This window comes from Paracoccus xiamenensis (assembly GCF_011308835.1).
Lineage (GTDB): Bacteria > Pseudomonadota > Alphaproteobacteria > Rhodobacterales > Rhodobacteraceae > Paracoccus > Paracoccus xiamenensis.
This window is the reverse complement of sequence record NZ_JAAOHY010000002.1, coordinates 134,036-152,854: the sequence shown is the minus strand read 5'-3', so window position 1 is coordinate 152,854 and position 18,819 is coordinate 134,036. Positions and strand designations below refer to the sequence as shown.

Here is an 18,819-nt window from a genome sequence, read left to right as displayed (position 1 = left end):
GAATCATTGATGAGTCATGCACGCAAGGTGGAAAATACTTCCATCTTACAGCGCTACCCCCTCGCCGCCTCAATCGCCTCCCTCAGCACCTCCATATCCCCGACATGGTTCAACAGAACCAGGATCAGCCGGGCATTCAGCGCGTCGGATTCTGCCTTTGTCAGGCCCTCATGCGCCTCCAGCAGCAGCGCATAGGCGTCGTCCGGGCATTTCAGATTCGGCTGCAGATTCAGGCTCATGGCGTGTTCCCCGTGGCGCGGGACAGGGCCGCGCGGATCATGTCGGCGTCGAATGCGGGCCAGCGGGCGGCGATATGCTGGTCGGGGCGGATCAGGTAGATGCCGCTTGCGTAACGCTCGGCCATCTCGCCCGTTGCAGGGACGGAGAGGAGGTCGGCCATGCCCACCGCCTCGCCCTCGACACCCACGGCGAGGATCGTGAAGCGCCCGCCGAGCCGGTCCAGCAGAAAGCCATCCGCCAGCGGCGCGTCGGGGCAGGGACTGCCGGGGCGACTGCGCGCGGGGGCTTCAGGCATGGCGTCCGACGTGTTCAACGCCGATCCGTCATAAGTGCAGGGGACGGACAGCCGGCCCGAATTCACGAAGGGCCGGGCGAAGGCGTGGCGTTCGGACAGGTGCAGGGCGGCATCGCGGAAGATGCGGCTGATTTCGGATTTCGGCGTGATGAAATCGGTTGAGCGGGTCGAATTGAGGATGTTTTCCTCGGCCCCGTGGACACGCTCGGCATCATAGCTGTCCAGCAGCGCTTCGGGCGCGCTGCCCTCCAGCACCAGCTTCAGCTTCCAGCACAGGTTATCGGCGTCCTGGATGCCGCTGTTCGCGCCGCGCGCGCCGAAGGGGCTGACCTGATGGGCGCTGTCGCCCGCGAAGATCACGCGGTTACGGCGAAAACGCTCCATCCTGCGGCATTGAAAGGTGTATACGCTGACCCATTCCAGATCGAAAGCCACATCCTCGCCCAGCATCGCCCTGATACGGGGGATGACGTTTTCGGGGCGCTTCTCGACCTCTTTGTCGATATCCCAGCCCAGTTGCAGGTCGATGCGCCAGACGCCATCGGGTTGCTTGTGCAGCAGCGCCGACTGGCCGGGGTTGAAGGGGGGATCGAACCAGAACCAACGCTCGGTCGGGAAATCGGCCTGCATGGTCACATCGGCGATCAGGAAGTTATCCTCGAACACGCGGCCGACGAAATCGAGGCCCAGCATCTTGCGCGTGGGCGAACCGGCCCCGTCGCAAGCAATCAGCCAATCAGCTTCAAGGTCGTATGACCCTTCCGGCGTGTCGATTTCCACCGTCGCGTGGTCGTCATGCTGGCCGATGGCGGAAACGCGGGACTTGCCACGCAGCTGGATCGGCGCGCCTTCGGCCTGTAATTCGCGCAACCGGTCCAACAGCATCTGTTCGAGGTGATATTGCTGAAGGTTGATGAAGGCCGGGCGGCGGTGCCCACCCTCCGGCAGCAGGTTGAACTCATAGACCTGCCTTTCGCCCATGAACACGCGGCCGGTATTCCAGACGACGCCCTTGTCGACCATGACCTGCCCGCAGCCGAGGCGGTCGAAGATCTCTAGCGGGCGCTTGGCGAAACAGATCGCGCGGCTGCCAGTGGACACGCGGTCATTGTCGTCCAGCACCACCACCGGCACGCCCTGCAGCCCGAGGTCAATGGCCGTGGTCAGCCCGACCGGCCCCGCGCCCACCACGATGACCGGATGCCGGACGGGTGCCGCCGCGTCCTGATCCGGGTGGCGCTGATAGGGATAAAGCGACTGTTCGAAGATCTTCGCGTCTGCCATGGGCCTCCCCTCCCTGACCGGCGTTAGCCTTGCAGCATGTCCCACATCTCCTTGTCACGCGCGGCGGTCCAGATGCGCGGGGTGTCGATGCCCAACGCCTCGTCATAGGCGCGGGCGACGTTGAAGGGCAGGCAATGTTCGTAGATCGCGTAGTCGCCGAATTTCGGGTCGCATTCAGCGCGCACCGCGTCCCATGCCTGTTTCAGCGTCCCCCCGCCACGGGCCACACGGGCCGCTGGCTGGAAGGTCGAGCGGACGAAATCGGCAGTGTTATCCAGCGCCGCGTTCACCATGTCACGCCCGACAAGCGCATCGCCGCGACCGGGCGCGATGGCGTCCAGATCGAAGGCGCGTATCGCCTCCAGCGTCGCCGGCCAGTCTGCGAAATGGCCGTCGCCGCAATAGCAGGCGCTGTGATATTCGACGATATCGCCGGTGAACATGACGTTGGCGTCCGGCACATAGGCGACGATATCGCCGGCGGTATGTGCGCGGCCCGGATGCATCAGATCGACGCGGCGATTGCCCAGATAGACGGTCATGCGGTCGCTGAAGGTTTCCGTGGGCCAGGTCAGACCGGGGATTTCCTCGTGCCCCTGAAACAGCCGGGGGAAGCGTTCGAATTCGCTGTCCCAGTCTTCCTGCCCGCGTTCGACGACCATGGCGCGGGCCTTTTCGCCCATGATGATCGTCGGCGCGCCATAGGCCGAGGCGCCAAGCACTCGCACCGCGTGGTAATGGGTCAGGACCAGATGGCTGATCGGCTTGTCCGTGACCTCGCGCACCTTTTCGATCACCTTGCGGGCCAGACGGGGGGTCGCCTGCGCCTCGATGATCATCACCGATTCGTCGCCGATGATGACGCCGGTATTCGGATCACCTTCCGCCGTGAAGGCCCACAGGCCCGCGCCGATCTCGGTAAAGCTGATCTTCTTTTCGGCCATATCGCCAGCCGAGGCGAATTGCTTGGACATCCCTTACTCCTTCGCGGGCAGGATGGTGCCGGTGCAGGGGCCGAAGCCCACGCGATAACCGTCGCCCTGTGCATAGCCGTTCAGCGTGACCGTATCGCCATCCTGAAGGAATGTGCGATCGCCGTCACCGGTCTTCACCGGCTTCTTGCCACCCTCGGTCATTTCCAGCAGCGCCCCGGTCTGGTCCGGCGCAGGCCCCGAAATCGTGCCCGAGCCCAGCATGTCGCCCACCCGCATCGGACAACCCGAGGAGGTGTGATGCGCCAGTTGCTGGGCCGAGGAATAGTACATCACGTTGTAATTCGTACGGCTGAGGGTCTCGCCGTTCAGGCTCCACGACAGGTTCAAGTCGTAAAAGCCGGGCCGGGTTTCGTGCAGATAGGGCAGAAGCGGGTTCAAACGCTCAGCGCCCTCGCTGCGGAACGGCTCCAGTGCGGCCTGCGTTACGATCCACGGGCTGATCGTGGTTGCGAAAGCCTTGGACTGGAAGGGCCCGAGGGGCTGATATTCCCATGCCTGAATGTCGCGTGCCGACCAGTCATTCAGCAGGACATAGCCGAAAATCATGCTCTCGGCCCGATCGACGCTGACACGGTCGCCCAGTTCAGACGGCGCACCGACAATGGCGCCCAGCTCCAGCTCCAGATCGAGCCGCTTGCAGGGGGACCAGATCGGGCCGTCATCGGTCTTCAGCTGCCCCATCGGCCGGATCACATCCGTGCCCGAAACGACAACCGACGAGGCCCGACCGTTATAGCCGATGGGTATGTGGGTCCATTGCGCCGGCAACGCGTTTTCCGGCCCACGGAACAGCACGCCGACGTTGAAGGCGTGGTTCCTCGACGCGTAGAAGTCGGTGTATTCGGTCACACGGATCGGCAGGTGCAGCTTTGCATCGGCCATGGCCACGGTGGGGGTGGCGCTGTTGCCGCCGGTCGCCAGAAGCGCCGTCAGCGCGGCGCGGATTTCGTCCCATTTGGCGCGGCCAAGGGCGATGAAATCGTTCAGTTGCGGCTGCGAGAAGGTGCCGCCCGCGTCGATCAGCCCCGCCGCTTCGCAGGCCGCCAGATCGACGATGCGGTCACCAATGGCCACACCGCAGCGCGGGGCCTGCCCGTCCACGGAAAACACCCCATAAGGCAGATTCTGAATCGGAAATTCGCAATCGGCCGCATTCGCCGCCTCGATCCAGCTTTTGGTCGCTTCGGTCATGTTCCCCCCTTCTTATGTTGCAAATGCAACTAACATGCAGGAGGCCCTGGCGCAAGGCTTTCAGTCGCCCGGCTGTGGGTCGATCAGGTCGCGCAGGATCTCGGCCAGCTGAGCGGCGCGGTCTGACCCAAGCCGGTCGGTCAGCGTGTCCGAGAAGCTGCGGGCATAGGCGGCCAGGTCGGCATGGACCTGCTGGCCCTTGTCCGTCAGGGTCAGCAGCTCTGCCCGGCGGTCATGGGCCGAGGGCTGGCGGCGCAGCAGGGCCGCGTCCTCCAACCCCGCGACGGCGCGCGAGACCTTGGATTTTTCCAAGAATCCCCGCGTGCAGATTTCCGATGCGGTCAGCGCCCCGAAAGTGCCCAGATGCGCCATGATCCGCCATTGAGCGCGGGTCATGCCATATTCCCTGCGGTAATGTTCCGAAAAGGCGCGACTGGTGGATTCGGCCGCGTTGTTCAGCAAGTAGGGCAGGAAATCATCAAGCCTGAATTCGTTCATCCGTGATCCATCTTTGGGCAGCTTTCGCGCGGCAACTGTCGCATATGCAACCATCTCTTGCCAATGCGGCGGAAACGCGCAAGGCAGTTTGGATGAACGGCTTTGTATCCTTCGTCTCCTCGGGTCCGGGCGACCCTGACCTGCTGACCCGTCGCGCTGCCGACCGGCTGTCGCGGGCGGATGTGGTGCTTTACGACGACCTGTCGTCAGGTCCGATCCTCGCGCTGGCAGCGCAGGCCCAGTTAATTCCGGTCGGCAAGCGCGCCGGGCGACCAAGCGCCAAGCAAGAGGCGGTCAATGCGCTGATCCTTGAACATGCGCAGGCCGGGCGCCGCGTGGTGCGGCTGAAATCCGGCGATGCGGGCATGTTTGGCCGGCTAGAGGAGGAACTGGCCGCCGTGCGCGGTGCGGGCATCGCGTTCGAGATTGTGCCGGGCGTGTCCTCGGTCAATGCGGCGGCTGCGGCGGCGGGGCTGCCGCTGACCCGGCGACTGACGGCGCGGCGGGTGCAGTATCTGACCGGGGCCGATGTGACCGGCAAGCTGCCGCAGGATCTGAATTGGCCCGCACTGGCCGATCCCCACGCGGTCACGGTGATCTTCATGGGGCAGCGCAGCTTTCCCGACATGGCCGCCGGGCTGATCGCACATGGCCTGCCCGCCGACACCCCCGCCCTGATCGCCGAGGCGATCACCCAGCCCGGCCAGCGTGTGCGGCGCGGAACCGTCACCGAACTGGCCGAAGCGCTGCGCCGCGAAGGCCCAAGCGCCGCGCCCGCCCTGATCTTCTATGGCCCACTGGCCGAAATCAGCGACGCGGCGGTAGAGTTGCTAACCCCGTAGGGTGCGTGCTCGCACGCACCTTTGGCGGTCAATGGTGCGTGTGAACACGCACCCTACAGCGCCGCTTTGGCCTCGGCATATTCGCGGGCGAGCTGGTCGATATAGGCCGCTGCGGGCTGGACCTTGTCGATCGCGCCGATGCCCTGACCCGCGCCCCAGATCGCGCTCCACGCCTTGGGCTTGGAAGAGCCCTGGCTGAAATTCATCGACGACGCATCGGCATGTTCCAGGTTATCCGGATCAAGCCCCGCATTGCGGATCGACGGCTTGAGGTAGTTCCCATGCACCCCGGTGAACAGCGAGGAATAGACGATATCCTCGGCCCCGGAATTGACGATCATGTCCTTGTATTCGGGGACGGCATTGGCTTCCTCGGTCGCGATGAAGGGGCTGCCGATATAGCCCAGATCTGCCCCCATCGCCCGCGCCGCCAGCACAGCGCGACCCGTGGCGATCGACCCCGACAATGCGATCGGGCCGTCGAACCAGCCGCGGATTTCCTGAATCAGCGCGAAAGGCGACTGCATCCCGGCGTGGCCGCCAGCTCCCGCGGCGACCGCGATCAGCCCATCCGCCCCCTTTTCAATCGCCTTCTTCGCGAAGGTGTTGTTGATGATGTCATGCAGCACGATGCCACCGACGGAATGCGCGGCCTCGTTCACCTCTGGCCGGGCACCAAGCGAGGTGATCCACAGCGGCACCTTGTGCTTGACGCAGATCTCGATGTCGCGCTCCAGCCGGACGTTCGAGCGGTGCACGATCTGGTTGACCGCGAAGGGTGCCGCCGGATTGTCGGGATTGGCCTGATTATGGCGGTCCAGTTCTTCGCTGATGCGGGTCAGCCATGCCTCCAGCTGAATCGGCTCACCATCCTTTTCGCGGGCATTCAGCGCGGGAAAGCTGCCGACAATCCCGGCTTTGCATTGCGCGATCACCAGATCCGGGTTCGAGACGATGAACATCGGCGAGGCGATGACGGGGATGCGCAGATGCGACAGAACGGGCGGCAGGGACATGGGCTTCCTCCAAAGGTTTGGCCCATCATTCCCACCGCCCGCCGTCAGGCAAGCGTTACGTGGCGGAGTTTGCGCCTTAGGCGCGGCGACCCAGCCGATCCAGATAGGACAGCGAGCCAGATGACCGCTGCCACAGATCCCACGGCTGACGCGTGGCAAGGGCAAAGTCGATCTCGACCTCGTCAAAGCCGGAACGGCGCGCCATCGGGAACTGGTCCGCAATGACATGGCCCTGCGCCCGCAGCCGGCCCTTGTAACCCGCAACCCGAAGACGCCGCGCCAGCGTAAAGCCGCGCCCGTCCGAAAAGCTGGGGAAGGCCACGCGGATCATCGGCGCATCCATGAAATTCAGGTTCGGATCGTCCAGATCGGCATCGGGGGCCAGATCCAGAATCGGGCCGGTCCAGTCCTCGGGGCCAAAGCCCGCATCGCGCACGATCACCGGCTGCCCGTCCTGCGGGACAAAGGGGGCCGGTTCGGATGGGGCGATACGCTGCATTTTACCGTTCACGAAGTGGATTCCGCATTCTGTCTTTTCCTGACCGCGCCAGCGCCCGGCCCGAGGGTCTTCGCCTTCCGCAACCGGGCTGGTGCAAGGCGCGCAGCCGATGGAAGGATAGCCCTTGGCAACCAGCGGGTGACGCGGCAGGTCGTTATTGGCGATATAGTCGGCAACATCGCGTGCCGTCCAGTGGGCAAGCGGGTTGATCTTGATCCGTGGCCCGGCCGGGTCGGGTTCAAAGAATTCCAGCGTGGCGCGGGTTTCGCCCTGAAAGCGCTTGCGCCCGGTGATCCAGCTGTCGAAATCACCAAGTGCGCGGTTCAGCGGCACGGTCTTGCGCAGGTTGCAGCAGGAGTCGGTGTCGAACTGGTGCAGATCGCCATCCGGGTCATTCGCCGCCAGCGCCGTCGGATCGGCGCGGATGATGCGCAGATCGGTCAGACCCAGCTTCTTCGCCACCTCTTGCTGATAGGCCATGGTTTCGGGAAACAGCATCTGGGTGTCGATGAACAGCACCGGCGTGTTGCGATCCACCAGTGCCACCATATGCAGCAGCGCCACCGAATCCGCACCGAAGGACGACACCATCGCCACCCGGCCCAGTTCCGGGTCCTGCAGCGCATCGCCCAGAACCCGGATCGCGGCGTGGTGGCGATAGCGGTTGTTCAGCGCCGCGACCCGTGCGGGCCGCGTCGGAATGGTGACGACCTGAGCCATTACGCAGCTTCCTTCTGAGGGTACAGCGCGGCCTTGAACGGGTCCGGCCCAAGGCGACGGTAAGCCTGAATAAAGGTTTCCGAGGCGTCCTCGCGCACGTCCAGATAGCCATGCACCAGGCGCTCGATCGCCGGGATGATCTCATCCTTCGAGAAACCGGGACCGGCGCGTTCGCCCACAGCCATGGTTTCGGTGGCATCGCCGCCAAGCGTTACCTGATAGTTTTCGACGCCCGCGCGATCCAGACCGAGGATCCCGATATGCCCGACATGGTGATGCCCGCAGGCATTGATGCAGCCAGAAATCTTGATCTTCATCTCGCCGATTTCATGTTCCAGCTTCAGCTCGTCAAAGCGGGTGGCGATCTGCTGGGCAATCGGGATCGAACGCGCCGTCGCCAGCGCGCAATAATCCAGCCCCGGGCAGGCGATGATGTCGCTGATCAGGCCCAGATTGGCGGTGGCCAGATCGGCGCCTTTCAGTGCCGCGTACAGCGCCGCCAGATCGGCCTTGTGGACATGCGGCAGAACCACGTTCTGTTCATGGCTGATACGCAGGTCGCCGAAGCCGTATTTCTCGGCCAGATCGGCCAGCAGACGCATCTGATCCGAACTCGCATCGCCCGGCGTCGCGCCATGCTTTTTCAGCGAGACGGTGACGATGGCGTAATCGGGGTTCTTATGCGCGTGCAGGTTCGTGTCCGCCCAGGACCGGAAAATCGGATCGGCGGCGCGCGCGGCGTCATATTCGGCGGTGCTGCGGCCAAGGGTCAGGTCGGGCGCGGTGAACTGCGCCTTGATCTGTTCCAGGATCTGCTGGTCCGCGCCGTCGAACAGCGGGCGGATTTCGGCAAAGCGGGCATCCACCAGTTCGCGGATATGATCCAGACCCAGCTCGTGCACAGCGATTTTCAGCCGCGCCTTGTATTTGTTATCGCGCCGCCCGACCGTGTTATAGGCCGACAGGATCGATTCAAGATAGGGCAGCAGATCCGCCACCGGCACGAATTCACTGATGACCTTGCCGACCAGAGGCGTCCGGCCAAGGCCGCCGCCGACCGAGACCTCGAATCCCGGCTGGCCGTCCTGTTCGACCATGCGCAACCCGATGTCATGCGACTTGACCACCGCGCGGTCATTCGGGCTGCCGGAAATGGCGATCTTGAACTTGCGCGGCAGGAACTGGAATTCCGGGTGATCGGTCGACCACTGCCGGATCAGTTCGGCATAGGGGCGCGGATCGAGGATTTCATCCGCAGCGGCGCCGGCGAAATGGTCGGCGGTCACGTTGCGGATGGTGTTGCCCGAGGTCTGGATGGCATGCATCCCGACCGCCGCCAGCGCGTCGAGCATATCGGGGATATCGACCAGCTTGGGCCAGTTATACTGGATGTTCTGGCGGGTCGTGAAATGGCCATAACCCTTGTCCCAGCGGTCCGCGATCATCGCCAGCTGGCGCATCTGATCGGGGCTGATGGTGCCGTAGGGAATGGCCACCCGCAGCATATAGGCATGCAGCTGCAAATAGACGCCATTCATCAGGCGCAGGGGGCGGAACTCTTCTTCGGTGAGCGCACCAGAGATGCGGCGGTTAACCTGATCGCGGAACCGCGCAGCGCGGTCGACGACGAAAGCTCGGTCGAATTCGGAATGATGGTACATTACGCTTCTTCTGCCTGCTTGCCGTGGAAGTAATTAGAGGGGCCGTGGGCACGGAACGCCTCGCGCGGGTGGCCCGGCTCTGGGCCATCGGGGCCAGCCTTGGCCGGGGCCAGGAACACGCCAACCGCATGATCCGACAGCGCCAGCGCATGGGCCATGCGATGACGCGCGGTTTCCTCATCGGTGATCAGCTCTGCCTGACGCAGATGCGGGACCCATTCGTCCTTGCCGGTCAGATAGATGACGCGGCCGTCGAAAAGGTCGTTGGCTGAAATGACGACAGGCTCAAATGCGCGGGCCATGGCGAATCTCCGTTTCTTGCTGTGTCTATATAGGATATTTTTCCACTTCGGCGCTAGTATCTGACGCAAACAAGGAATAGTGTTCTGTTGAGAACGCCAAACAGGACAAACCACCGCCATGGATGATGTCAGCGAAAAGAAACTCCGCCTGGACCAGCTGGACCGGAAAATCCTGACCGAGTTGCAGGCCGATGCCAGCCAGTCGCTGGATGACATAGCCCGCAAGGTCGGCTCGTCCAAGACGCCGGTCTGGAACCGGATCCGCAAGTTGAAGGATGCCGGTGTGATCACCCGGCAGACGGTAATCCTGGACCCCGATTCGGTCGATCGCGGCACCTGCTTCTTCGTGCTGATCCGCACAAGCGAACACGAAGCAAGCTGGCAGCAGAAGTTTCTGGATGCGTTGCAGGCGCGGCCCGAGGTGCTGGAAGCGCATCGGCTGGCGGGCGAGATCGACTATATCGTCAAGCTGCGGGTATCAGACGCGCGCGCCTATGACGCGTTCTATCAGGCGCTGATTGCAGAGGTGAAGATCTTCAACGTCACCGCCCTGCTGTCGATGGAAGAGCTGAAATCGACCACGGTGTTGCCTGTTTAGCGCCGCGCGGGGGCTTTGCCCCCGGAACCCCCAGGATATTTGGACCAGAATGAAATGACAGACTATGTCGCGCTTGCCGCGCGGATTGCGGCGCTGACGGACGGTGAGACGGACGAGGTGGCGCTGATGGCCACGCTTGCCTGCGAGCTGCACCATTCGGACGCGCGCTTTGACTGGACCGGGTTTTACCGGGTGGTCGGGCCGGAATTGCTGAAGATCGGGCCGTATCAGGGCGGGCATGGCTGTCTGGTCATTCCCTTCGCGCGCGGCGTTTGCGGGGCGGCCGCACGCACTGGCGACGTGCAGCTGGTGCCCGATGTGGATGCGTTTCCTGGGCATATCGCCTGCGCATCCTCGACCCGGTCTGAGCTTGTCCTTCCGGTCTTCGGGGCGGGGAACCGCCTGATCGGCGTGCTGGATATCGACAGCAACCAGCCCGACGCGTTTACTGTGACCGATGCAGAAGCGTTGAAGGGGATTTTGTCGGATGTGTTCGGAACGCTCTGAGATCACCGGGGCCTGTCTTTGCGGGGCAGTCCGATTTCGCGGCAAGCCATCGGGCGAGGTCGCGCGCTGCCATTGCGAACAGTGCCGCCGTTGGGCCGGGGATGCCTGGGCCACGGTTGATCTGGTGGATCACGACATCAGCGGCGACAGTCTGCGCTGGTACCGGTCCTTCCGATATTGCCGAGCGGGGCTTTTGCGGGACATGCGGCGCGTCCGTATTCTGGCGCGAACTGGAAGCGGGGCGGCTCAGCGTATCGCTGGGCTGCGTCGACGCGCCCACCGGCCTGACGCTGAGCCGTCATATTTTCACCGCATACAAGGGCGACTACTATACCATCACGGACGGGTTGCCGCAGGACGCAAGGGAATAGGATGACCACGATCCACTGGGTTCATGCCGGCCCCGATGCGCTGTTCGGGCTGGGTCACCTGAAAGATGTCGCCGCCACCGTGCAGGTCTGGACGCGCGAGGGGCGGCTGGACGGTATCCCGGCCGAGATACAGCACCCGATGGATATGGAACAGCTGTGGCAGGCCGTGAATCCCGGCGACATCATTCTGGCGCCCCGGCCGACGGATCTGGCGGTGGCGCAGCTGGCGATGGGACGCGGTGCGCATCTGGCGGTCGGCTGGCATGCCTCTGAAGGGCTGCGCGCGGCAGCGCAAGAGGCCGCCGACAAGGGGCTTTGCGTGTTGGCCGAGGCCGGAATGGTGCCGGGGATCGAGCATCTGATGGCGCGGGATCTGGTCAACGAATACAGTCAGGACGCTCAGCCGGGCGATCTGCTGCATTTCACCGCCTATGGCGGCGGCATGCCCAAATATCCCGACAATTTCCGCCACAAGTTCAATACCAGCCCGCTGTCCCTGCTGAACGCTTTGGCGACGCCGACAAGCTGGATCGGCGAGGGACGCGTTCAGCGTGCCGATTTTCCCTTTGACGCCATTCGCGAATATGACCTCAACCTGCCAACTCCAGAGCGTCATCAGGTCTATCCGCATTATGACGTCGCCCCCTATCTTGCCGCTTACGGATTTGATCCCGATTGGCAGATCCAGACAGCAGAGCGCGGCGCGATCCGGCTGAAGGGGTGGCGCGACGGCTGGGCGGGGGTTTTCGATGCGATCCGCCAGACAGGAAAGAATGCAGAGGCCCTGCAGGTCATGGCCGACACGCTGTGGACCGAACACCCCTTTGCGCCGACCGAGGCCGACCGCGTCGTGCTGTCAGTCATGCTGCGCGCCGAGAATGGCGGGCGCACCCGCTGGCACAGGGAATGGGTGCTGGATGCGGTCGGCGGACGCAGTGGTTGGGCGCGGTTCCGGCTGAATTCGCTGATGCTGGCACTGGCGGCGCGGGCGATCGTGGCAGGGCAGGTGAAACCGGGGCTGCATATCGGACCGACCGATCCCGAGCTGATCGCCGCCTGGCTTGTCGAGATCACCCACGAGGCTGGCTATTTCCGGCGCATCAATCACCTGCGCGAAAATCACGCGCGATCTGGGTGACAGGAGGCGCATATGGCTTATGACTGGTTGCTGGCCACGCGGGTGCGCGATCTGCTGGATGGCATGGGCGGTGCCGCAGAATTGCAGATGATGGGCGCGCTGTGTTTTCTGCGGCGCGGGCATATCTGCTGCGGGGTGACGGGCGAGCGGCTGATGGTCCGGCTGGGCGCCGACGGTGCCGTCGAGGCGCTGGCAGATCCGCAGGTCGCGCCACTGGGCATTGGTGGCGGCCGCGCGCCGAAGGGCTTTGTCACCGTCGCGCCCGAGGCCCTGGCGGAAACGCAGGCGCTTGCCGAATGGGTGGCGCGGGGCGTTCGCTTTGCGGATGGGCTGCCGGACAAGCCTCAGCGACGCAAATAGACGTAATAGGCGCCGGTGCCGCCATGACGCAGATGCGCCGGGGCGACCTGCTGAACGACGGCGGCGAGCGGCGCTGTATGCAGCCAATGTGGCACCTGATGGCGCAGCGCGCCGGGTCGCGTGGGCAGGGGGCCTTCGTCGTCGGCACGGCTGCCCTTGCCGGTGATGACCAGCACCAGCCGCAGCCCCTGCGCATGGCAGCTCAGGACGAAGCGGACAAGTTCCGGCCCGGCCTGGGCCAGCGTCATCCCATGCAGGTCCAGCCGCGCCTCGGGGCGCATCTTGCCACGGGTCATCTGCTTGTGGGTCTTGTGATCCATGCGCAGCGGTGCAGCGCGCATTTTATCGGCGGGTGAGGGCGCAAGGTCATGGGCGCGCTTGGGCAGCGCCTTGCCCCCGATCCGCAGCTTGGGCGGAAGTTCAAACCCCGGCGCGGGCCGGGGTTGCAAGGACGGTGTGGGGGTAGAGGCCGGCGCGTCCTCTGGCTGATGTCGCGCCTGCGGATGCAACGGCGTCGCCGTTTTCGCGACCCGAGACCACAGCTCGCGATCCTCGGGCGTCAGGCCGCGCCGACGCGACATCAGACGCCGGTCGCGACAAGCCGCCAGTTCGGATCGTCCGAGCCCATCACCCGCTCGAAGCTCCAGCTGTCGCGTTGCTTGCGCGGGGATTTCGGGTCGCCTTCGATCACGTTGCCATTGGCGTCTTTCACGGCAGAGATCATCTCGCCCACGAAGCGCACGGTCAGCTCGGCCTGACGGGTGGCGGGGTCGTATTCGGCCGCTTGCAGCGCGGTTTCACGGGTGCCGAGGAACTGCGCCTCGACCGTCTGGCCGGCGGCGCTGCGGGCCTCGATCACGCTGTCAAAAGCGGCGGCAACCTCGGGCGACAGGAACGGGCGCACCGGTTCCAGATCGCCCTTTTCGAAGGCCACCAGGATCATTTCATACGCGTATTTCGCCCCGCCCAGAAATTCGCCAAGCGAAAAGGACGGCTCGGCCTGCTTCATCGCCGCCAGCGCCGCATAGGCCGGGCTGGACGCGTCGACGTGATCGGCAAGATCATCGTCGGTGCCATGGCTGCGCGTATCGTCAACGATCGGGGCAAGATCGCGGTTGCTGGCGCGTTCGTCGATCTGCGGGCGTTCGAACCCGTCCCGCGTGCCCAGAACCCCGCGCAGACGCAGGATCAGGAACACCGCGATGGCGGCCAGAACGATCAGTTGCAGCATCGGGTTCGACATCGGTAATCCTTAAGGCCGGCGGTTCGGCAGTTTGTTTTTTCGCTATCCGCACCTATGTAGGGACCGATGGGGGCCAAGTCCAGTTTTCCCCCGGTCCGAGGAGAGTCATGCCGCTGTTTTTCCTGTTCATCCTGATCCCGGTGATCGAGATTGCCCTGTTCATCCAGGTCGGGGGGCTGATCGGGCTGTGGCCGACCATCGGGCTGGTGCTGTTATCGGCTGCAATCGGCTCTGTCCTGATCCGCAGCCAGGGCGGCCGCGCCCTGCTGGAGGTGCAGCAATCCTTCCGCACGCTCAGCGATCCAACCCGGCCGCTGGCCCATGGGGTGATGATCCTGTTCGCGGGGATGCTGCTGCTGACGCCGGGCTTCTTTACCGACACGCTGGGGTTGCTGCTGCTGATCCCAGCCGTGCGTGACTGGGTGATGCGGCGGGCCTCGCGCCATGTGAAGGTGTCGCGCACCGGTTTTGGCTTCGATGCCGGGCGCGAACCGCGCCATGGCTGGCCCGGGCGCGAGGATGACGTGATCGACGGCGATTATGTCGTTCAGGACGATCCCTATACCACCCGCGACGATATCGAACTGCCGGCACCCAAAGCTGACGATCCCAAGCCCGGCCGCAACCGGCCCTCGGGCTGGACCCGGCCCGATTGATCCCGAAACCCGTTGTCACGTTGAGGCGATGCGCAACGGGTGTTAGAACGTCGCCAAGATGTGAACGCAAGAGGATCAGACATGACCGACGAGACCCCGCAAGCCGCCCCCAATGCCTCCGCCCCGCAGCCGCCGCGCATGCAGATCCTGGCGCAATATGTGCGTGATCTGTCGTTCGAAAACATCGTGGCGCAAAAGGGCCTGAGCGGTGCCGAAGTCACGCCCGAGGTGTCGGTCCAGGTCAGCCTGGACGCGCGCAAGCGCAGCGTCGAACACCAGTACGAGGTGATCTGCAAGTTCCGCGTCGGGTCCAAGAACACCGCCGACGAAACCAACCTGTTCATGTGCGAACTGGATTACGGCGGGGTCTTCCACGTCGAAGGCGTGCCCGAGGACCAGTTGCACCCGTTCCTGATGATCGAATGCCCGCGGATGCTGTTCCCCTTCATCCGCCGCATTATCAGCGACACCACCCGTGACGGCGGCTTCCCCCCGGTCAATCTGGACCCGGTGGATTTCGTTGCGCTGTACCGCCAGGAAATCGCCCGCCGCGCCCAGGCCGAACGCCCCGCGGACGCGCCCGTTTCCTGATCCGTGGCAAGATCCAAGAACAGGGCCTGGCAGCGCATGCTGTCAGGCCGCAGGCTTGACCTGCTCGACCCGACCCCTTTCGACATCGAGATCGAGGACATCGCCCACGGGCTGGCCTTTGTCGCACGCTGGAACGGCCAGACGCGCGGCGACTGGCCTTATTCCGTGGCCGAACATTCGCTGTTGGTCGAACAGGCCTTTGGGCAGATCAGCCCCGATGCCAGCGCTCAATGGCGGCTGGCGGCACTGCTGCATGATGCGCCGGAATATGTGCTGGGCGACATGATCTCGCCCGTCAAGGGCGCGCTTGGCCGCGAATATGGTGAAATGGACGAGCGTGTCGCGCTTGCCGTACATCGCCGGTTCGGCCTGCCGGCGAAAATCCCGGCGGCGGTCAAGAAACAGATCAAGCTGGCCGATCAAGTCTCTGCCTGGCTGGAGGCCATTCAAATTGCTGGATTTTCTGAAACCGAAGCCCGGGGTATCTTCAAAGTGCCAAAGCCTGCATATTGCGTCGGCCTGGAAATTCGCCTGCGCCCACCGGCCGAGGTCCGCCAAGCTTATCTGAATCGATTTTCTGAATTGATTGCAGTGATTTGAAAGATAGTTGACTTGACGTCAAACGAAAATGCCCGCCTTTTCAGGCGGGCATTTTAATCAGATCGCCAGATCTTCCAGCGACCTGCCCGAAGCCAGCGCTTCCTGCACCCATTGCGGGCGCCGGCCACGGCCGGTCCAGGTTTGCTCGGCGTTTTGCGGGTTGGCGTATTTCGGCGCAACCTTCCCGCCACGACGGCCGGCAACCTTGGCGCCGGTCAGTTCGTTCAGGGAAAAGCCGTGCTCACGCGCTGCGGCATCCGCAGCGGCCATCGCCTCGCGGCGTTTACGCTCTTCAAAACTGGAAATGGCGCGTTCAACCTTGTTGCGCAATTCCTGCAGTTCTTTGAGCGTTAGATTATCGAGATCGTTCATCGATCACTCCAAGTGTTAGACTTGGGTGAATAATGGTATTCAAATCTAGATGTCAAATCAGATTGACAAAATTAATGTTAACGGGGGCTTCTTTTGGCCAAAATCCGCTGAAGTGTGCGCCGATGCATATGTAAACGCCGTGCAGTTTCGCTTACGTTCCTGTCGCACTGTTCATAAACGCGCTGGATATGTTCCCATTTCACCCGATCGGCCGACATTGGATTTTCGGGCGGCGGCGGCAGCGTTTCACCAGTCTGCAAAAGCGCCGAAACGATGTCATTCGCGTCGGCCGGCTTGGACAGATAATCTGTTGCACCCATCTTGACCGCAGCCACGGCGGTGGCGATGGCGCCATAACCGGTCAGCACGATGATCCGGGCATCGGCGCGCGCCTCGCGCAGCGCCTCGACCACGTCCAGCCCGCTGCCGTCTTCCAGTCGCAGGTCGACCACCGCATAGGCCGCTGGGGCGGATTTCACCGCAGCAAGCGCATCAGCCACCGAAAGCGTTACCTTGGGCACGAAACCGCGCCGCTCCATCGCGCGGGCAAGGCGGTTCACGAAGATCTCGTCGTCATCAACCAGCAACAGGGATGGATCGGACCCAAGATTCACCTGATTTTCTTCCGCCATGGTCCTCTCCGCCTGTACTACCTTTCGGCTGTCTAGGCATAAATCCGGCGAGAATCAATTATCAGGCACTGCCACATCAGGACGCATTCACGAAGCAGGACACCCGTTCTGTCAGCTGTTCAGGGGTCAGGTCGCGACGGAAGAACTCGACCGTCCCCTGCTCGGGCAGCACCAGATAGGTATTGGTCGCATGGTCGACCGAATAATACTCGCTGCCGTCATCATTGACCTGATAGTAGTTTTTCCACAGCTTGCTGACGGCATCCAATTCCTCGGTTGTGCCGGTCAGGCCGATCATCTTCTCGTGCAGGTTATCGGTAAAATCGGCGACGACCTGCGGCGTGTCGCGTTTCGGGTCGACGGAAACGAAGACCGCCTGTGCGTCGATGCCCTGTTCATCCAGCAAATCCAGCGCTTCGGCATTGCGGGCGCTGTCCAGCGGGCAGACATCGGGGCAGAAGGTAAAGCCGAAGTACAGCAGCGAGGGCTTTGTGAAGACCTGCCCGTCGGTTACGCGGGCGCCGGTCTCATCCGTTAACTCGAACGCCCCGCCCAACGCGCCCGCGCCGCCAGCTACCACGCCGGTACGGCATTGCGCGAACTCATCGCCGTCGCTGCCGCCGCGATTCAGCCACAGGGCGCCGCCAGCAAGCAGCGCTACCGCAGCAACCGTTCCGGTAATCAGAATCCGCTTGTCGTTCATATCGCGCCCACCCTGTCCTTTGCATCGCTTTCGCGCGCATTGATCGCGCATGACGGCCCAGATATCAACGGGGCCGTATGCCGCAGAAAGGACAGCCATGCCTTTGGGCCCTCAACTTAGCGCGACCTTGGTGCCCGGCGACCGCCCCAGGGCCGAACCGATCCGCCGCCGAACCCTGGTGCTGCTGCGTTGGGTGGCGCTTGGGGGTCAGTTGCTGGCGATTTTGGCGGCATGGCTGATCGGCGTGCGCTTTGCCGTATGGCCAGCGCTGGCGCTGGTGGGGGCAGGGGCGGCGCTGAACCTGTGGATGACGGCCTCACCCGCGCGGGTGACCCAAAGCGGGGCCACCTGGCAGTTGGTCTTTGACCTGGTGCAGATCTCGGCTTTGATCGGTCTGACCGGAGGGATGTCGAATCCTTTTGCGCTGCTGGTATTGGTGCCGGTGACGATCGCGGCGACGGCATTGGAAAACCGCCAGACCATGGCGGTGGGCGCAGTGACCGTGGTGATGATCTCGTTGGCGGGCTGGCAGGCAGCGCCGCTGCAGCATGCAACGCTGGATCTTGCAATGCCGCCGATCCTGCAACTGGCGCATTGGGTCGCGATCCTGATCGGGGTGGCCTTTTTTGCCGCCTATGCACGTCGCGTTTCGGGAGAACTGGCGATGACGACAGACGCGCTTTTCGCCACCCAGATGGCACTGGCGCGTGAACAGAAGCTGCAGCACCTGGGCGGCGTCATCGCCGCCGCCGCGCATGAGATGGGAACGCCGCTGGCCACCATCAAACTGATCGCCGCAGAGATGCAGGAAGAACTGGCCGAGGCCCTGCCCGACCGCACCGACCTGGCCGAGGATGCGCTGACGCTGAAGCAGTCCGCTGATCGCTGCCGCGACATCATGCGATCCATGGGCCGCGCCGGAAAGGACGACCTGCAACTGCACGCCGCCCCGCTGCATACCGTGCTGGAGGAAGCCGCCGAGCCCCATGCCGGCCGCGGAATCGCGGTCACGATCCGGCTGACTTCTGGCGATGATCCGCCGGTGATCCGCCGCGATCCGGGGCTGATCCACGGGCTCCGCAACATCATCCAGAATGCCGTCGATTTCGCCGAAACGCGCGTCATGGTCGATGCAAGCTGGACCGCCGATCAGCTGGCCGTCACCGTCGAAGATGACGGGCCGGGCTTTCCCGCGCCCACGCTGGTCCAGCTTGCCGACCCCTTCCCGGTCAACCGCCGCAACGACCGGCGGCCAGGCTATGAAGGGATGGGCCTGGGCCTGTTCATCGCCCGCGCCCTGCTTGAAGGCACCGGGGCGCGGATCCGGTTTGACAACGCTGCGGCTGGTGCAAAAGTCACCATTCTCTGGCCAATCGACAGAATCCGTGCCGATGACCGGGCGCCGCTGCGACAAAACCCTCAAATAACTTAAATCATTAACTGATTTTTAACTTATGGCATGTGAGGCTTGTTCCATTAAGGATTTCTCGGGTCAAACATGCAGC

Annotated in this window: 24 protein-coding genes and 2 pseudogenes; 11 read left to right on the top strand and 15 right to left on the bottom strand. The window is 63.6% G+C overall.

The genetic code is table 11. The features are described 5' to 3' along the window. Window positions 1–53: 53 nt before the first annotated feature. The 5 genes from G7044_RS07530 to G7044_RS07510 are packed head-to-tail and all read right to left on the bottom strand — an operon-like array spanning window position 54 to window position 4,503. Window positions 54–239: a DUF2783 domain-containing protein gene (locus G7044_RS07530; RefSeq protein WP_166327713.1), complete on the bottom strand. Its 186-nt coding sequence runs from the start codon at window positions 237–239 to the stop codon at window positions 54–56. Further along, window positions 236–1,819 carry an FAD-dependent oxidoreductase gene (locus tag G7044_RS07525; RefSeq protein WP_166327711.1) on the bottom strand — a complete coding sequence of 528 codons (1,584 nt, stop codon included), beginning with the start codon at window positions 1,817–1,819 and terminating at the stop codon, window positions 236–238. The genes G7044_RS07530 and G7044_RS07525 overlap by 4 nt, the downstream gene beginning before the upstream one ends. Before the next feature lie 23 nt (window positions 1,820–1,842). After that, the gene (locus G7044_RS07520; RefSeq protein WP_166327709.1) at window positions 1,843–2,793 is read right to left on the bottom strand and encodes an MBL fold metallo-hydrolase; all 951 of its coding nucleotides are present in this window, start codon (window positions 2,791–2,793) and stop codon (window positions 1,843–1,845) included. Window positions 2,794–2,796: 3 nt separating this feature from the next. Beyond that, window positions 2,797–4,005 (bottom strand): fumarylacetoacetase, encoded by a 1,209-nt coding sequence (fahA, locus tag G7044_RS07515; protein ID WP_166327707.1) that lies wholly within the window; start codon window positions 4,003–4,005, stop codon window positions 2,797–2,799. 60 nt (window positions 4,006–4,065) lie between these two features. Next, on the bottom strand, window positions 4,066–4,503 hold the full coding sequence (locus G7044_RS07510) for a MarR family winged helix-turn-helix transcriptional regulator (protein WP_166327705.1): 438 nt from the start codon (window positions 4,501–4,503) through the stop codon (window positions 4,066–4,068). Window positions 4,504–4,595: 92 nt separating this feature from the next. Between G7044_RS07510 and cobA the strand changes: the two genes are divergently transcribed. After that, window positions 4,596–5,345 (top strand): uroporphyrinogen-III C-methyltransferase, encoded by a 750-nt coding sequence (gene cobA / locus G7044_RS07505; RefSeq protein WP_166327703.1) that lies wholly within the window; start codon window positions 4,596–4,598, stop codon window positions 5,343–5,345. A gap of 53 nt (window positions 5,346–5,398) precedes the next feature. Here the strand turns inward: cobA and G7044_RS07500 are convergent, their stop codons facing one another. From G7044_RS07500 to G7044_RS07485, 5 genes and pseudogenes are all read right to left on the bottom strand, one after another. Continuing rightward, complete coding sequence (locus tag G7044_RS07500; RefSeq protein WP_166327701.1) at window positions 5,399–6,361, bottom strand: NAD(P)H-dependent flavin oxidoreductase; 963 nt, start codon at window positions 6,359–6,361, stop codon at window positions 5,399–5,401. A 76-nt stretch (window positions 6,362–6,437) separates the two neighbouring features. Beyond that, complete coding sequence (locus G7044_RS18150) at window positions 6,438–6,860, bottom strand: DUF934 domain-containing protein (RefSeq protein ID WP_268935370.1); 423 nt, start codon at window positions 6,858–6,860, stop codon at window positions 6,438–6,440. Continuing rightward, a pseudogene (locus G7044_RS17975) lies at window positions 6,852–7,580 on the bottom strand (phosphoadenylyl-sulfate reductase); the annotation flags it as partial. The pseudogene G7044_RS17975 and the gene G7044_RS18150, both read right to left, overlap by 9 nt. Continuing rightward, the gene (locus tag G7044_RS07490) at window positions 7,580–9,241 is read right to left on the bottom strand and encodes a nitrite/sulfite reductase (RefSeq protein WP_166327699.1); all 1,662 of its coding nucleotides are present in this window, start codon (window positions 9,239–9,241) and stop codon (window positions 7,580–7,582) included. The gene G7044_RS07490 and the pseudogene G7044_RS17975, both read right to left, overlap by 1 nt. Further along, complete coding sequence (locus G7044_RS07485) at window positions 9,241–9,543, bottom strand: DUF2849 domain-containing protein (protein ID WP_166327697.1); 303 nt, start codon at window positions 9,541–9,543, stop codon at window positions 9,241–9,243. The genes G7044_RS07490 and G7044_RS07485 overlap by 1 nt, the downstream gene beginning before the upstream one ends. Window positions 9,544–9,661: 118 nt before the next feature. Here G7044_RS07485 and G7044_RS07480 point away from each other — a divergent pair, with 118 nt between their 5' ends. From G7044_RS07480 to G7044_RS07460, 6 genes and pseudogenes are all read left to right on the top strand, one after another. After that, window positions 9,662–10,141 carry an Lrp/AsnC family transcriptional regulator gene (locus G7044_RS07480; RefSeq protein WP_166327695.1) on the top strand — a complete coding sequence of 160 codons (480 nt, stop codon included), beginning with the start codon at window positions 9,662–9,664 and terminating at the stop codon, window positions 10,139–10,141. Window positions 10,142–10,195: 54 nt separating this feature from the next. Continuing rightward, window positions 10,196–10,648, top strand: a complete 453-nt coding sequence (locus G7044_RS07475) for a GAF domain-containing protein (RefSeq protein WP_166327693.1) — start codon at window positions 10,196–10,198, stop codon at window positions 10,646–10,648. Beyond that, window positions 10,629–10,715 (top strand): annotated as a pseudogene (locus G7044_RS18280) (hypothetical protein); the annotation flags it as partial. The gene G7044_RS07475 and the pseudogene G7044_RS18280, both read left to right, overlap by 20 nt. Before the next feature lie 49 nt (window positions 10,716–10,764). Next, entirely contained in the window at window positions 10,765–11,019 is a 255-nt protein-coding gene (locus tag G7044_RS07470; protein WP_328803830.1) for a GFA family protein, read from the top strand. 1 nt (window position 11,020) lies between these two features. Continuing rightward, window positions 11,021–12,157, top strand: a complete 1,137-nt coding sequence (locus G7044_RS07465; protein ID WP_166327692.1) for a saccharopine dehydrogenase C-terminal domain-containing protein — start codon at window positions 11,021–11,023, stop codon at window positions 12,155–12,157. Window positions 12,158–12,169: 12 nt separating this feature from the next. Then, window positions 12,170–12,517 (top strand): TfoX/Sxy family protein, encoded by a 348-nt coding sequence (locus G7044_RS07460; protein ID WP_166327690.1) that lies wholly within the window; start codon window positions 12,170–12,172, stop codon window positions 12,515–12,517. Here the strand turns inward: G7044_RS07460 and G7044_RS07455 are convergent. Beyond that, entirely contained in the window at window positions 12,502–13,098 is a 597-nt protein-coding gene (locus tag G7044_RS07455; protein WP_166327688.1) for a Smr/MutS family protein, read from the bottom strand. The genes G7044_RS07460 and G7044_RS07455 overlap by 16 nt on opposite strands. Further along, on the bottom strand, window positions 13,098–13,760 hold the full coding sequence (locus G7044_RS07450; protein WP_166327686.1) for a Tim44/TimA family putative adaptor protein: 663 nt from the start codon (window positions 13,758–13,760) through the stop codon (window positions 13,098–13,100). The genes G7044_RS07455 and G7044_RS07450 overlap by 1 nt, the downstream gene beginning before the upstream one ends. Before the next feature lie 107 nt (window positions 13,761–13,867). Between G7044_RS07450 and G7044_RS07445 the strand changes: the two genes are divergently transcribed. The 3 genes from G7044_RS07445 to G7044_RS07435 all read left to right on the top strand — a co-directional run bounded on the left by G7044_RS07445 (window position 13,868) and on the right by G7044_RS07435 (window position 15,607). After that, window positions 13,868–14,416, top strand: a complete 549-nt coding sequence (locus tag G7044_RS07445; protein ID WP_166327684.1) for an FxsA family protein — start codon at window positions 13,868–13,870, stop codon at window positions 14,414–14,416. Window positions 14,417–14,497: 81 nt separating this feature from the next. Beyond that, complete coding sequence (gene secB, locus G7044_RS07440) at window positions 14,498–15,007, top strand: protein-export chaperone SecB (RefSeq protein ID WP_166327682.1); 510 nt, start codon at window positions 14,498–14,500, stop codon at window positions 15,005–15,007. 36 nt (window positions 15,008–15,043) lie between these two features. Beyond that, window positions 15,044–15,607 (top strand): HD domain-containing protein, encoded by a 564-nt coding sequence (locus tag G7044_RS07435; RefSeq protein ID WP_166327680.1) that lies wholly within the window; start codon window positions 15,044–15,046, stop codon window positions 15,605–15,607. A 57-nt stretch (window positions 15,608–15,664) separates the two neighbouring features. Here G7044_RS07435 and G7044_RS07430 read toward each other — a convergent pair whose 3' ends face one another. From G7044_RS07430 to G7044_RS07420, 3 genes are all read right to left on the bottom strand, one after another. Next, window positions 15,665–15,979, bottom strand: a complete 315-nt coding sequence (locus G7044_RS07430; RefSeq protein ID WP_166327678.1) for an H-NS histone family protein — start codon at window positions 15,977–15,979, stop codon at window positions 15,665–15,667. A 77-nt stretch (window positions 15,980–16,056) separates the two neighbouring features. Next, a complete protein-coding gene (locus G7044_RS07425) occupies window positions 16,057–16,611 on the bottom strand; it encodes an ActR/PrrA/RegA family redox response regulator transcription factor (protein WP_166327676.1) in 555 nt (184 codons plus the stop codon). Between the two features lie 76 nt (window positions 16,612–16,687). Beyond that, window positions 16,688–17,314, bottom strand: a complete 627-nt coding sequence (locus G7044_RS07420) for an SCO family protein (protein ID WP_166327674.1) — start codon at window positions 17,312–17,314, stop codon at window positions 16,688–16,690. 130 nt (window positions 17,315–17,444) lie between these two features. Here G7044_RS07420 and G7044_RS07415 point away from each other — a divergent pair, with 130 nt between their 5' ends. Further along, window positions 17,445–18,746 carry an ActS/PrrB/RegB family redox-sensitive histidine kinase gene (locus G7044_RS07415; protein WP_328803829.1) on the top strand — a complete coding sequence of 434 codons (1,302 nt, stop codon included), beginning with the start codon at window positions 17,445–17,447 and terminating at the stop codon, window positions 18,744–18,746. The last annotated feature ends 73 nt before the right edge of the window (window positions 18,747–18,819 follow it).